Consider the following 12556-nt stretch of genomic DNA (forward strand, 5'->3'; position numbering starts at 1 on the left):
ATACCCCATGTTACAAATCGCCAAATACTGCGCCAGTGGCAATGATTTTGTCATCTTTCATGCTTTTCATGGAGCAGATCGCTCTGGACTTGCCCGAATTCTCTGTGATCGTCAAAACGGCATCGGAGCGGATGGGTTGATCGTTTTACTCCCTCATGAAAGCCATGATTTCGAGTGGGAGTTTTACAATGCCGATGGTTCGACTGCTTCGATGTGCGGAAACGGAAGCCGTGCGTGCGCCCATTATGCTCACCGTTTTGGACTCGCAGGTGAGAATATGGAGTTTTTAACGGGTGCTGGGGTGATAAAAGCGAGTGTCGAGGGGGATGTGGTACAAAGCGATTTGACTCCTCCCCTCGTTATCAATGATGCAATTTTTGAACATGAAATGACATGGTGGCTTATCGATACGGGTGTGCCGCATTTGGTCACCTTTGATGCCGATATGGAAAATTTTAATATCGCGATGGCGAGAGAACTCCGTTACAAATACAATGCTAATGTCAATATTGCATACGTTGAAAGTAATGGTTCGATTCGTGTTCGTACCTATGAACGCGGGGTAGAAGATGAGACGCTGGCGTGCGGAACAGGGATGGCGGCATGTTTTTATCGTGCTTCAATTGAGAGTTTGGTTGCGGATAATGCTCGTGTCTATCCGAAAAGCGGAGAGACGTTATATTTGGGACTGGATGAAGGGACGATTACGTTCAAAGGGGAAGTGAAAGGGGTTTTTGAGACTTACTGGAGAGAATAAAAAAAGTTTCGTTCGTGGTGAGCTTGTCGAACCATGAACGTTTACCCCTCGACATACCCGAAGGGCACGTGAGCTCAGGGCGAACGGGGATAGTTTATAATCCCGCTCTCTCCATAATTTGCGCTTGAGTATCGGCGATCAACGGTTCGATAATATCGTCCATCAATCCACCCTGCATAATCTCTTCAAGTCGATAGAGGGTAAGGGTGATGCGGTGATCGGAGATGCGGTTTTGAGGGTAGTTGTAGGTGCGGATGCGCCCTGAGCGATCTCCTGTTCCCACTTGATCTTTACGCTCGCTCATCTCTTTTTCTTTTGCCTCTTGCATTTGCATATCATAAATACGAGCTTTGAGAATTTGCATCGCTTTGTCTTTATTTTTGTGCTGGGATTTTTGATCTTGGTTGGTGACGACGATTCCGGTCGGGAGATGGGTGATACGGACCGCTGAGTCGGTTGTATTGACACTTTGCCCTCCTGAACCGGATGAGCGCATAACGTCAATTTTGAGATCATTTTCATTGATAATAACCTCAACATCATCGACTTCCGGCATTACGGCTACCGTAATTGCTGAAGTGTGAACCCGTCCTTGAGACTCGGTTGCAGGGACACGTTGTACGCGGTGCGTTCCCGCCTCGTATTTGAGACGAGAGTAAACCTGCTCCCCTTTAATGAGGGCAATGATCTCTTTAAATCCACCAGCATCACTCGGACTGCTGCTCATAAGTTCTATCTTCCATCCCTTGACATCCGCATAACGAACATAGGCGTTAAACAAATCTCCGACAAAAATTGCTGCTTCATCTCCACCCGTACCAGCACGAAGTTCGATATAAATATTTCGTTTGTCATTGGGATCGCTTGGGATGAGAAGTTTTTTAATCTCATCTTCGAGGGGCTCAATCATTGGTTCTAATGCTCTTAATTCCTCTTTAGCTAGCTCACCGAGTTCCGCATCAAATGCGAGAGATTTATTTTCCTCGATATCGTCAAGGAGTTTCTTGTATTCGGTTGCTTTGGTGACAATTGCTTGAATAGAAGACTGCTCTTTAGAGAGGTCGGTCATCCGTTTGATGTCATTTCCGATATCGGGAGAACTGAGAAGTTCGGTTAGTTCGTTGTAGCGGTTGATAAAAGGGGTAAGTTTGTCGGATAACATGAGTATGTCCTAAAAGAGGCGTTTTGAGAAAATGTTTTAAAGAAGGAAAGCTACCCCGAAGGGTTAGGCTTAAGCTGCAATAGCGTTAACAGCGAGGTGAAGACGACTTACTTTACGTGCAGCAGTCTCTTTTTTCAAGACACCTTTGCTAACGTATTTATGAAGGTTGGCGTTAGCAATAACAAGAGCGGCTTTCGCTTCATCTTTGTTTCCGGCTTCAACAGCAGTGCGAACTGCTTTAACAATGTTTTTAATACGTGTACGATAGAATCGGTTGCGTTCTGTACGCTTTTCCGTCTGACGGATACGTTTTAATGCTGACTTATGGTTTGCCATGGCATTTATCCTTGTCGAATTTTTTTTAGGGTAGAATACTATCTTAAAGAGAATTAAATTTAAGTTAAAATTTATAGAATCTGAAATAAAAAAGAAAAACTAATTATTAAAGGGAAGAAAATTTTATGAAACTTTTTGGAACCGATGGAGTGCGGGGGGAAGCGGGCTCATTTTTAACTGCTGAATTGGCGATGCGTGTTGCGATGGCGGCAGGTATTTATTTTAGTGCCCACTCCCGTACGAAAAAGATTTTAGTCGGAAAAGATACGCGGCGCAGCGGCTATATGATCGAAAATGCAATTGTCACCGGACTCACCGCAGTGGGATACGATGTGGTCCAAATCGGTCCGATGCCTACCCCTGCCATTGCATTCTTGACGGAAAATATGCGTTGTGATGCGGGGATTATGATCTCTGCTAGCCATAATCCGTATGAAGATAACGGAATCAAATTTTTCGATGCCCATGGAAACAAACTCTCCGAAGAGATCGAAGCACAAATCGAAGCAATCGCCCATGACAAAGCTCGTCTAGAAGAGGGACAGGTTACAGGTAAAAAAATCGGCAGCGCAAAGCGGATCGATGACGTGATAGGTCGCTACATCGTTCAGCTCAAAAACTCATTCAGTCGTGAATTAACATTGCAAGGATTGCGCATCGTTTTGGATACTGCAAACGGTGCAGGGTACAAAGTGGGGCCAACGGTACTCGAAGAGCTAGGTGCAGAAGTGATCGTACTGCATGATAAACCGAACGGTTTTAATATTAATGAAGGGTGCGGAGCACTTCATACGAAAGATTTGCGTGAAGCGGTGAAACAGTATCGCGCCGATATAGGTCTTGCTCTCGATGGAGATGCTGACCGCCTTATCGTTGTCGATGAAAAAGGGGACGAAGTAGACGGTGATCAGATCCTCGGAGCACTAGGACTCTTTTTACACCAGAGCGGTCAGCTCAAAGGGGATGGAATTGTCTCTACTGTTATGAGTAATCAAGCGTTAGAAGACACGATGTCTGAGAATGGTTTGAAGCTTTTCCGCTCAAACGTCGGCGATAAATACGTATTGGAAGTGATGCGTGAAAACGGTATTAACTTCGGGGGAGAGCAAAGCGGTCATATTATCATGCACGATTACGCCAAAACAGGTGACGGATTGGTGAGTGCGCTCCAAATTTTGGCACTTCTCCTCACTTCCGGTCAAAAAGCGAGCAAAGTCCTTCGTCCATTTAAGCTTTATCCTCAAAAATTGGTCAATATTAAAGTAAAAAATAAAAAACCTCTCGATCAAATCGAGGGTCTTAATACTGAACTTGAAGCTGTTGATGCGTTGCATATACGTCATCTGATCCGTTACTCGGGTACAGAGAATAAACTTCGTATTCTACTAGAGGGCAAAGATGCTAAAGTAATGGAAAAAGCAATGGAAAAGTTAGTTGGTTTTTTCGAGAAAGTACTTAATGCTTAAAACACTTGCCATCCTTTTATTAGCAGCTTTAGGTATTTTCATTATCGATCAAAATATTAAATGGATGTTTGTTGAGGGCTTTCGGTATTACACCGAGTGCATCGATCTTATCTTAGTTTACAATCGTGGTGTTGCTTTTTCCATGTTTGCCTTTTTGGAAGAGGGACTGAAATGGATACAGCTTGTATTACTCGCAGGTGTTGTCGGATACACGTTATGGCTGAAAAAAAACTGCTACATCCTCCCTGTTGGAATCATGATAGGTGCCGGTTTTTCGAACGTATACGATCGTTTTATCCACGGTGGGGTAGTCGATTACGTCTATTGGCATTGCGGATTCGATTTTGCTGTGTTCAATTTTGCCGATGTGATGATAGATATTGCCGTTGTATGGTTATTGATTTTAAACTTCCGTCCCCAGTCGTGTAAGAGTTAAGTGTCTTTTAACTTCCACGCGGATATAATTTCACTCTTACAATACGTGATGGTCTTATAGCTCAGTTGGTAGAGCACTACCTCGACAAGGTAGTGGTCACAGGTTCGAGTCCTGTTGGGACCACCATTTCTCCTTAATTTTCCTCAAAATTTATTTATTTAATCGTAAACCAATCAACAATCCCGTATAATCCGCGATATTTTCTCAACGAGGGACACCCTTATGGATATTATTGCACTTAAGCATGATGATCAAATAATCGATTTACAAACGGCAGAAGCACTTGGAATTACGGGTGAAGAGATCGTTTACGATAACTCTCCCGATTCTCTCGAAGTTCTTCGCCACTCTTGTGCGCATTTGATGGCAGAAGCGATCAAAGCACTCTACACCGATGCTAAATTTTTCGTCGGTCCTACTGTCAAAGAGGGTTTTTATTACGATTTCAAAGTAAACGAAACGCTCAATGAAGAAGACTTGAAAACGATCGAAAAAAAGATGCTCGATATTGCCAAAGGCAAAGAGAAGATCACACGATACGAAATCACGAAAGAGGAAGCTCGCGCAAAATTTGCAAATGACCATTTGAAACAAGCGGTTATGGATCGTATTCCATCGGAAACCGTGACGATCTATAAACAAGGTGAGTTTGAAGATCTTTGTCGAGGGCCTCATTTACCGAGCGTCGGATTGATCCGTTATTTCAAACTGACCAAAATTTCGGGTGCGTATCTCGGCGGTGATAGCAAGAACGAGATGCTTACCCGTATTTACGGTATCGCATTTGCCGATAAAGAGTCACTCAAAGCATACTTGGATCAAATGGCGGAAGCGGAAAAACGAGACCACCGCAAAATCGGTGCCGAGATGAAACTCTTTACGTTCCGTGAAGAGGTCGGGGCGGGATTCCCGATTTGGCTCCCTGCGGGGGCACGTATGCGTTCACGTTTGGAGCAATTACTTTTCAAAGCACATCGTAAACGTGGGTATGAGCCGGTGCGAGGTCCTGAAATGCTCCGTTCTGATTTATGGAAAGTGTCGGGACATTATCAAAACTACGGTGAAAACATGTATTTCACCAACATTGATGAGCTAGAATTCGGGGTTAAACCGATGAACTGTGTCGGTCACATCAAAGTGTACGAGCATGATTTGCACTCCTACCGTGACCTTCCTCTCAAATATTTTGAATACGGGGTCGTTCATCGTCATGAGATGACGGGAGCACTTCACGGATTGTTCCGTGTTCGCGAATTTACCCAAGACGATGCTCATATCTTCTGTACGGCCGATCAGATTGAGCAGCAGATTATCGAAGTGGTTGATTTCGTAGATAAAATCATGAAAACATTTGAATTTAACTACAAAATGATGATCTCGACCAAGCCTGAAAAAGCGGTCGGAGATGACGCGGTTTGGGAGATTTCAACCAACGCACTTAAGACGGCGATGGACAAAAATAACCTTGCTTACGAGATCGATGAGGGGGGCGGAGCGTTTTACGGTCCTAAAATTGATATCAAAATTACCGATGCTATCGGACGTGAATGGCAGTGCGGTACGATCCAACTCGATTTCAACCTTCCGATGCGTTTTGAGCTCGAATACAACGGCGAAGAGAACGTTAAAATACAGCCGGTAATGATTCATCGTGCAATTTTAGGTTCTTTTGAGCGATTTGTTGGTATATTGACGGAGCATTACGCTGGGGAGTTCCCAATGTTTATCGCTCCGACGCAGGTTGCAATCGTTCCGATTGCCCCTACGCACGAAGCGTACGCACGTGAATTGGCCGATAAACTGATCGATTTAGGTGCCGATTTTGAAATTTTCGATAAAAACGAAAGTCTCAATAAGCGGATTCGTACAGCGGAAAAAGGACGTGTGCCGATGATCATCGTCTTAGGCGATGAAGAGGTAAACAACAAAAGTATTGCCGTACGCGATCGCAGATCACGCGAGCAATACAACCTGAGCGAAGAGGATTTCCTCGCAATGGTAAAACAAAAAATTAATGAGGTACATTTTTGATTAAGAAACAAGACCGAGTCCAAATGAACGAGGATATCCGCGTTCCTGAGGTACGTTGTGTAGTAGATGGTGGTGAAGCATTAGGGATCATTACGATTCAAGAGGCTATGGCTAAAGCCAACGAACTGGGGCTTGACCTCGTATTGATCTCTCCGGATGCAAAACCTCCGGTTGCAAAGATCATGGACTACGGTAAGTTTCATTATCAAGAAGAGAAAAAGAAAAAAGAGGCACGTAAAAAGCAAACCAAAGTTGAGGTCAAAGAGATCAAGCTTTCGGTCAAAATTGCTGAAAACGATGTCAGCTATAAAGTAAAACACGCCCGCGAATTCCTCGAAGAGGGAAAACATGTCCATTTCCGCGTATTCTTGCGCGGACGTGAAATGGCACACCCTGAAGCCGCAGTTGCTGTTTTGCAACGCGTTTGGCCGATGGTTGAAGATATCGGTATGATGTATAAAACACCTGCCATGGAAGGGCGTTATTGTAATATGATGATCCATCCGAAAAAAGACGATAAAAAATAATCTACATTTGTGCGGGATTTTCCCGTACACACCTTCAGAATACTTTCAATATAAACTAATTTTTTCTTAATTTATGGTATAATCCGCGTCTCGTTTAGAGAATTTTTGCGAAAGGATCAAGCCGATGCCAAAAATGAAATCAGTAAAAGGGGCGGTTAAACGCTTCAAAGTAAAGAAAAACGGCACTGTTAAACGTGGTTCTGCATTCCGTAGTCATATTTTGACTAAACAAGATGCAGGAACTCGTCGTGGACAGAATGCACCAAAAGTGGTTGCAGCTGTTGATGTTAAAAACATCAAAAAGATGATCGTAGGCTAAACCCTATTAACCCTCCAGCATAACGCTGGGCAAGTCCGCATAGCGGCACCCCGTCATTTATATTTGAAGTGAACCGGGTCAAGAAAGGAAAAAAATGCCAAGAGTAAAAACTGGTGTCGTAAGACGCAGACGTCATAAAAAAGTATTGAAACTCGCACGTGGTTTCTACAGTGCACGCCACAAACATTTCCGTAAAGCGAAAGAGCAATTAGAGCGCTCACTCGTATACGCGTTTCGTGATCGTAAACAGAAAAAACGTGAATTCCGTAAATTGTGGATTATCCGTATCAATGCGGCTTGTCGCTTAAACGGAATGAGCTATTCAGTATTCATGAACGGCCTTAAACGTGCCAACATCGAACTTGATCGCAAAATCCTTGCTGATTTCGCTATGAACGATGCAGCGGCATTTACTGCCCTTACTGTTCAAGCTAAAGCTGCACTGTAATTCTAAACACTTCGGGGATAACTCCTCGAAGACCTCTTTTTTTAAAATCCCACCTTCATTTCAAAACGACAAACCGTTCAAAGAACGATTTATTGCTCGATACGGTAACCTTTGTTTTCAAGACATTTTTGACACTCTACTGTGATAGGTGCACGTGACGCTTCAGTAGCCGCTTTGAGATCATAATAGCGACACTCTTCAAAATCAGCTTTGATACGATCTTGTGTTTTTCCTGCAGGACAGATAACCCCGTTTAGTGCAACTTGTTTTTCGGCACAGGCGCTGAGTAATACGATCGTGGCAATAGCAGCTAAAAATAGAGATTTTTTCATAATGTGTGTTCCTCTTTAAGTGAATTTTCGAAGAGATAGCGGTGCTCGTCTGGAAGGGTGTTATAAACCATGTTGGCTAAATCACGAATCTCCCAAAGAGCTGCTTTGTCACTTCGGAGCGAAATAAAGTTTTGCAAACTTCGGGCATTGATACTCCATGTAAGTTCTGTCTTATAGCTCTCTGGAAGACAGTATTTTGCACGATCGTTGCTAATCCCCTCTACAAGTACCAAACGGAGGTTTTCGAGCGCTCTGATGCTCATTTCATCCACCATCTCTACACCGGTCATAACAAGATATTTTTCAGCACGTTCTTTGTGATCGATACTAAACGGTTCTTCGTCTTTAAGCTCTTTGAGGGTGTAGCGGGTACTTTTGACACTCAGAGAGGCCATACGGTGACGAGCAAGCTCTTGGAGCAGCGCACGGCTGATCCCCTCGAGATAAAAGTTGTAGACAAGATGTTCTAATGTAGAGGCGTGTTTGAATTTATTACCGACACGATCAATCAGATCACGATCTTTTTCGCCGCCGTTATCGCTTTTGTCAAAACTTTGCCAACATGTGCGGATGGCATCAGAACAGATTACAAGAGGGGTATAGTGGTGTAAGGTTACTTTCATGGTAATGTCTTTGTTAGAGTTTGAGAGAGTATAGCGAAGAAGAGTTTAAAAAGGGTAAGGGGTGCAGAAGCACACCTTACATAACAAATACGTGAGGAACGATAAGCGGATATTTTTTCATTTTGCGGTAGATATGTTTACGGACGACTTGACGTAAATCATTTTCCAGCGCTTTCGGGTTTTCGATAAGTCCCGGTTTGAGGTTGATGAGGAAGTGCTCTAACACATCTTCCATCTCTTGAGCAAATGCTTTATCGTGACGGTCGGCTACGATACCGAAACTCGTAACAAGCGGTTTAGAGAGGAGGCGTGATTCTGCGGCACTCACTTGAGCCACAAGCATAACCATCCCCTCAGATGCCATCTTTTGGCGATCGATAACGATATCGTCTTCGATTTGGTGATTGTTTTGGTTATCAATATAGGTTTTACCTGTTTTAACCGTTTTAACTTTACGCATCATTTTGGTGTTGACTTCAATACTATCACCATCGCTCATCAAGAGGATATTACGCTCAGGGACACCACAGGTAATCGCAGTATCCTTGTGTTTCATAATGTGGTTGTACTCACCATGAACTGGGAGGAAGAATTTAGGGTTAGTAAGGCGGAGCATCAACTTTTGCTCTTCCATACTCGCATGTCCTGAAACGTGGATATCGCGATCATTGGCAACACGAGCACCGGCGCGTTGGAGATAATTGAGCATCCCTGAAATTGAACCCTCATTCCCTGGAATCGCACGGGCAGAGAGGACGATTAAATCGGTCGGTTTGATTTTGATGTGGCGGTGCTCACCGATTGCCATACGGAAGAGGGCTGAACTTGGCTCTCCTTGGCTTCCGGTAGTGACGATGAGGACATCCTTATCGCTCATGCGGTTTGCTTCTTCGGCATCGATAAAGATATTTTTCGGAATCTTAATGTAATCGTATTGCATACATACTTCGAGGTTACGCTCCATAGATCGTCCGATAACACACACTTTACGGTTGTACTTAATACCTGCCAAAATGGCTTGATAAACACGGTGGATGTTCGAGCTGAACGTCGACATGATGATACGACCTTCTGATTGTGAGAAGATACGATCAAATCCTGGAGCTACGGTAAGCTCGCTCGGAGTCCACTCTTTGTTGTACGAGTTGGTTGAATCGGAGAGGAGACAAAGAACCCCTTTTTCACCGTAATAAGCAAGTCGGTGTAAGTCAGCCGTATAGCCATCTACCGGAGTGTGGTCGATTTTGAAGTCACCGGTGTGGATGATTGTACCCGCTTTGGTCGTGATTGCCAAAGAGGATGAGTCGATGATCGAGTGGGTCATGTGCATCCATTCGATATCGAAATCATTTCCGATACGGTAAACCTGACGTTTAACAATCGGGTTGAAATAACGGCGGAAATCACGCATGTGATGCTCGTCAAATTTGTTACCGATCATTGCAAGGGGCAACGGTGTTCCGTAAATAGGAAATTGCATCTCTTTGAAAAGGTACGGTACGCCGCCGATGTGGTCTTCATGGGCGTGGGTTATGATTACGGCCACAATTTTTTTACGAATTTCGCGCAAGTAGGTGAAATCTGGGACAAGGATATCAACGCCGTGCATCTCTTCATCCGGGAAGCTCATCCCGATATCGATGATAATTGCTTCATTTTCGGTTTCAATAACGGTAATATTCCCACCGATCTCTCCGAGTCCTCCTAGTGGAGTAATACGGACTTTCTCATTATTCTCGAGATTAAGTTTAAAATGTGGGTTAAGACGATTTTTATGGGCATCTTGATTTTTGAGGACAAAGTCACGTAAATTGTTGTCAATCGGTGTACTTGGGCTTCCACGGCGACCGCCGCGACCGCGATCGCGACCTGAACGATTTGGCTCAGCATCAGTTGCATTTTCTGCTCCCTCTACACGATCGGTGCGTGGGGGACGATTATCTTGACGCGGTGGACGGTTGTCAGTACGCGGTGGGCGATTATCTTGGCGTGGAGGTCTGTTATCGGTGCGTGGAGGACGGTTGTCTTGACGCGGTGGGCGGTTATCTTCACGAGGTTCAGTGTTAGGACGCTCAGCAGTTACTGTATCTGTACCTACTGGTGTATTTGAATTTCGGCTACGAAAAGGGCGGCGATTGTTACGACGCTGACGATTTTCCCCTTGAGGTTGTGCTGCTGAGCCTGTTTGTTCATCGGACATAATATTTCCTTTGTGACGCTCTAAAAAGCGTAATATATTTTGGTATGTTTGGATGCTCTAAAAGCCCAGAAAAAAGTTATTTTATAAGGGCGTAGAGCCGGTGAAAGTCAGAGGTATTAAGCTGATGAGGTCGGATGGAGCGTTCTAACTCAAGCGTTTCAAAGGCTTGAATGAGAAGTGTCCCATCATAGCGCGAGGAGAGATTTTTGTGGAGGGTTTTACGGGGCTGTGTAAAGGCCGCTCGTAAAAATTCTTCAAACCCTTCATCATTACGATTCGACCGTTTAGAAATGAGCAGTACGGCAGAATCGACTTTGGGAGCTGGCTCGAATGCAGTTGGGGGGACGTGAATCACGATCTCCGCTTCACCCACACTCTGCGTAATCACGCTGAGCGCTCCAAAAGCTCTCTCTCCAGGTGAGGCAGAAAATTTCTCTGCTACTTCACGCTGTATCATGACAAGCAAGTTTCGGCACGCCGGATCGGCGAGGGCTTTTAGGATGATGTTGGTCGCGATGTAATAGGGCAGATTTGCCACTAAATCGTACGGTTCATCCAAAAGCTCACTCTTCCAATGCTCTAACACATCTCCGCAACGGAGTTCAAGAGTATTGGTACTGATAGCATCGGCAAATTGGTGCTTCAAATGCTTGCACAAGTCGGTATCGACCTCAAAAGCGGTAACACTTTTGACATCAACTAAATACTTAGTTAAATCACCTAATCCAGGCCCGATTTCAGCGATACGGTGAGGCGTATCGGGCATCGATTGGATGATTTGGGCTAAAACAGCTTCATCTTTTAGAAAATTTTGGCCAAATTTTTTCTTGGCGATAGCGGCACGGTCTTTTTGCATTGCGCTGATTGTACCTGATAAAGTGTTAATCCCCTATTAAAGCACAAAAATGTCTGTTTGTAGGTGATTTGAATGAAGGTTATCAATTCACAGCCTTTATCGTTACTTTTGGTAATGCACACTATACTTTCGTAATGATTGTACACAAGGTGTCAAATGGATAATTTTTTTGCGAAGAGGATCATTCCTTGTTTGGATGTGAAAGATGGCCGTGTCGTTAAAGGCGTCAATTTCGTCGGCCTAAAAGATGCGGGAGATCCCGTCGAAGTTGCCAAACGGTACAACGAAGAGGGGGCGGATGAACTGACATTTCTCGATATTACCGCATCCCACGAAGAACGCGATACGATTGTTCATATCGTCGAGCAGGTAGCCAAAGAAGTTTTTATCCCTCTCACTGTCGGAGGTGGGATACGAGTTCTCGATGATATTTATAAACTTCTTGCTGTCGGATGTGACAAAGTGAGTATCAACTCTGCAGCGATTAAGCGACCTGAGTTCATCAATGAGGGAGCCAAGCGTTTCGGCTCTCAGTGTATCGTCGTCGCTATCGATGTGAAAAAGACGGGGGATCAATACAACGTCTATCTCAACGGCGGACGGGTTGATACTGGGATCAACGCTTTTGAGTGGGCAAAAGAGGTCGTGGACCGCGGTGCGGGAGAGATTCTCCTCACCTCGATGGACGCCGACGGCACCAAAGCGGGATTTGACCTCTCTATCACCGAGCAGATCAGCCGCGCCGTGAATGTTCCTGTTATCGCCAGCGGTGGTGCGGGGACGATGGAGCATATCAAAGAGGCTTTCGAGCACGGTGCCGATGCGGCACTGGCTGCGAGTATTTTCCACTACAAAGAGATTGACATCATGGATCTCAAACGCTACCTATCAGCTAACGGGATTCCGGTACGATTGTAGAAAAAAAATCAGTTATAATTAATAAAAACAAGCAAGGATTATTCTAATGCAAACGATGCAATTAGTGATTGAAGATGAATTTTATCCTGAAATCATGGCTTTTTTAGAACTACTTGTGGAGGAGAAAAAAATTGAGATTCTTGAA

The 12556-nt window shown here is 44.4% G+C and carries 14 protein-coding genes and 1 tRNA gene; 9 read left to right on the plus strand and 6 right to left on the minus strand.

Annotated features, from left to right (window positions below):
- Positions 1–7 precede the first annotated feature (7 nt).
- The gene (dapF, locus tag PHR02_RS02600) at positions 8–757 is read left to right on the plus strand and encodes a diaminopimelate epimerase (RefSeq protein ID WP_299988515.1); all 750 of its coding nucleotides are present in this window, start codon (positions 8–10) and stop codon (positions 755–757) included.
- 94 nt (positions 758–851) lie between these two features.
- Here dapF and prfA read toward each other — a convergent pair whose 3' ends face one another.
- Entirely contained in the window at positions 852–1919 is a 1068-nt protein-coding gene (prfA, locus tag PHR02_RS02605) for a peptide chain release factor 1 (protein ID WP_299988517.1), read from the minus strand.
- 69 nt (positions 1920–1988) lie between these two features.
- On the minus strand, positions 1989–2255 hold the full coding sequence (rpsT, locus tag PHR02_RS02610; protein WP_299988519.1) for a 30S ribosomal protein S20: 267 nt from the start codon (positions 2253–2255) through the stop codon (positions 1989–1991).
- A gap of 125 nt (positions 2256–2380) precedes the next feature.
- Here rpsT and glmM point away from each other — a divergent pair, with 125 nt between their 5' ends.
- From glmM to rplT, 7 genes are all read left to right on the plus strand, one after another.
- Positions 2381–3721, plus strand: a complete 1341-nt coding sequence (glmM, locus tag PHR02_RS02615) for a phosphoglucosamine mutase (protein ID WP_299988522.1) — start codon at positions 2381–2383, stop codon at positions 3719–3721.
- A complete protein-coding gene (gene lspA, locus PHR02_RS02620; protein WP_299988525.1) occupies positions 3714–4157 on the plus strand; it encodes a signal peptidase II in 444 nt (147 codons plus the stop codon). Before glmM ends, lspA begins: the two co-directional genes overlap by 8 nt.
- Positions 4158–4207: 50 nt before the next feature.
- Positions 4208–4283, plus strand: a tRNA-Val gene (locus PHR02_RS02625).
- Positions 4284–4379: 96 nt separating this feature from the next.
- Complete coding sequence (thrS, locus tag PHR02_RS02630; protein WP_299988527.1) at positions 4380–6188, plus strand: threonine--tRNA ligase; 1809 nt, start codon at positions 4380–4382, stop codon at positions 6186–6188.
- Entirely contained in the window at positions 6188–6715 is a 528-nt protein-coding gene (gene infC / locus PHR02_RS02635; RefSeq protein WP_294895530.1) for a translation initiation factor IF-3, read from the plus strand. The genes thrS and infC overlap by 1 nt, the downstream gene beginning before the upstream one ends.
- A gap of 124 nt (positions 6716–6839) precedes the next feature.
- The gene (gene rpmI / locus PHR02_RS02640) at positions 6840–7034 is read left to right on the plus strand and encodes a 50S ribosomal protein L35 (RefSeq protein ID WP_295052717.1); all 195 of its coding nucleotides are present in this window, start codon (positions 6840–6842) and stop codon (positions 7032–7034) included.
- Positions 7035–7128: 94 nt separating this feature from the next.
- Positions 7129–7482, plus strand: a complete 354-nt coding sequence (gene rplT / locus PHR02_RS02645) for a 50S ribosomal protein L20 (RefSeq protein WP_295052720.1) — start codon at positions 7129–7131, stop codon at positions 7480–7482.
- An 89-nt stretch (positions 7483–7571) separates the two neighbouring features.
- On the opposite strand, the gene PHR02_RS02650 is transcribed toward rplT, so the two are convergent.
- The 4 genes from PHR02_RS02650 to rsmA all read right to left on the minus strand — a co-directional run bounded on the left by PHR02_RS02650 (position 7572) and on the right by rsmA (position 11493).
- A complete protein-coding gene (locus tag PHR02_RS02650; RefSeq protein ID WP_299988531.1) occupies positions 7572–7814 on the minus strand; it encodes a hypothetical protein in 243 nt (80 codons plus the stop codon).
- Positions 7811–8437, minus strand: a complete 627-nt coding sequence (gene thyX / locus PHR02_RS02655) for an FAD-dependent thymidylate synthase (RefSeq protein WP_299988534.1) — start codon at positions 8435–8437, stop codon at positions 7811–7813. Before thyX ends, PHR02_RS02650 begins: the two co-directional genes overlap by 4 nt.
- A gap of 76 nt (positions 8438–8513) precedes the next feature.
- The gene (locus PHR02_RS02660; RefSeq protein ID WP_299988537.1) at positions 8514–10637 is read right to left on the minus strand and encodes an RNase J family beta-CASP ribonuclease; all 2124 of its coding nucleotides are present in this window, start codon (positions 10635–10637) and stop codon (positions 8514–8516) included.
- A gap of 76 nt (positions 10638–10713) precedes the next feature.
- Positions 10714–11493: a 16S rRNA (adenine(1518)-N(6)/adenine(1519)-N(6))-dimethyltransferase RsmA gene (gene rsmA / locus PHR02_RS02665; RefSeq protein ID WP_299988540.1), complete on the minus strand. Its 780-nt coding sequence runs from the start codon at positions 11491–11493 to the stop codon at positions 10714–10716.
- A gap of 156 nt (positions 11494–11649) precedes the next feature.
- Here rsmA and hisF point away from each other — a divergent pair, with 156 nt between their 5' ends.
- Positions 11650–12411 (plus strand): imidazole glycerol phosphate synthase subunit HisF, encoded by a 762-nt coding sequence (gene hisF / locus PHR02_RS02670; RefSeq protein ID WP_299988542.1) that lies wholly within the window; start codon positions 11650–11652, stop codon positions 12409–12411.
- Positions 12412–12556: the final 145 nt, after the last annotated feature.

It is taken from the genome of Sulfuricurvum sp., from assembly GCF_028688295.1.
In the GTDB taxonomy this organism is placed as follows: domain Bacteria; phylum Campylobacterota; class Campylobacteria; order Campylobacterales; family Sulfurimonadaceae; genus Sulfuricurvum.

Excerpts from the sequence above, each read along its gene's own strand:
- rpsT (WP_299988519.1), bottom strand. The coding sequence starts at position 2,255 with ATGGCAAACCATAAGTCAGCATTAAAACGTATCCGTCAGACGGAAAAG.
- PHR02_RS02650 (WP_299988531.1), bottom strand. The coding sequence starts at position 7,814 with ATGAAAAAATCTCTATTTTTAGCTGCTATTGCCACGATCGTATTACTC.
- dapF (WP_299988515.1), top strand. The coding sequence starts at position 8 with ATGTTACAAATCGCCAAATACTGCGCCAGTGGCAATGATTTTGTCATC.
- rsmA (WP_299988540.1), bottom strand. The coding sequence starts at position 11,493 with ATGCAAAAAGACCGTGCCGCTATCGCCAAGAAAAAATTTGGCCAAAAT.
- lspA (WP_299988525.1), top strand. The coding sequence starts at position 3,714 with ATGCTTAAAACACTTGCCATCCTTTTATTAGCAGCTTTAGGTATTTTC.
- glmM (WP_299988522.1), top strand. The coding sequence starts at position 2,381 with ATGAAACTTTTTGGAACCGATGGAGTGCGGGGGGAAGCGGGCTCATTT.
- rplT (WP_295052720.1), top strand. The coding sequence starts at position 7,129 with ATGCCAAGAGTAAAAACTGGTGTCGTAAGACGCAGACGTCATAAAAAA.
- prfA (WP_299988517.1), bottom strand. The coding sequence starts at position 1,919 with ATGTTATCCGACAAACTTACCCCTTTTATCAACCGCTACAACGAACTA.
- PHR02_RS02660 (WP_299988537.1), bottom strand. The coding sequence starts at position 10,637 with ATGTCCGATGAACAAACAGGCTCAGCAGCACAACCTCAAGGGGAAAAT.
- hisF (WP_299988542.1), top strand. The coding sequence starts at position 11,650 with ATGGATAATTTTTTTGCGAAGAGGATCATTCCTTGTTTGGATGTGAAA.
- thrS (WP_299988527.1), top strand. The coding sequence starts at position 4,380 with ATGGATATTATTGCACTTAAGCATGATGATCAAATAATCGATTTACAA.
- thyX (WP_299988534.1), bottom strand. The coding sequence starts at position 8,437 with ATGAAAGTAACCTTACACCACTATACCCCTCTTGTAATCTGTTCTGAT.
- rpmI (WP_295052717.1), top strand. The coding sequence starts at position 6,840 with ATGCCAAAAATGAAATCAGTAAAAGGGGCGGTTAAACGCTTCAAAGTA.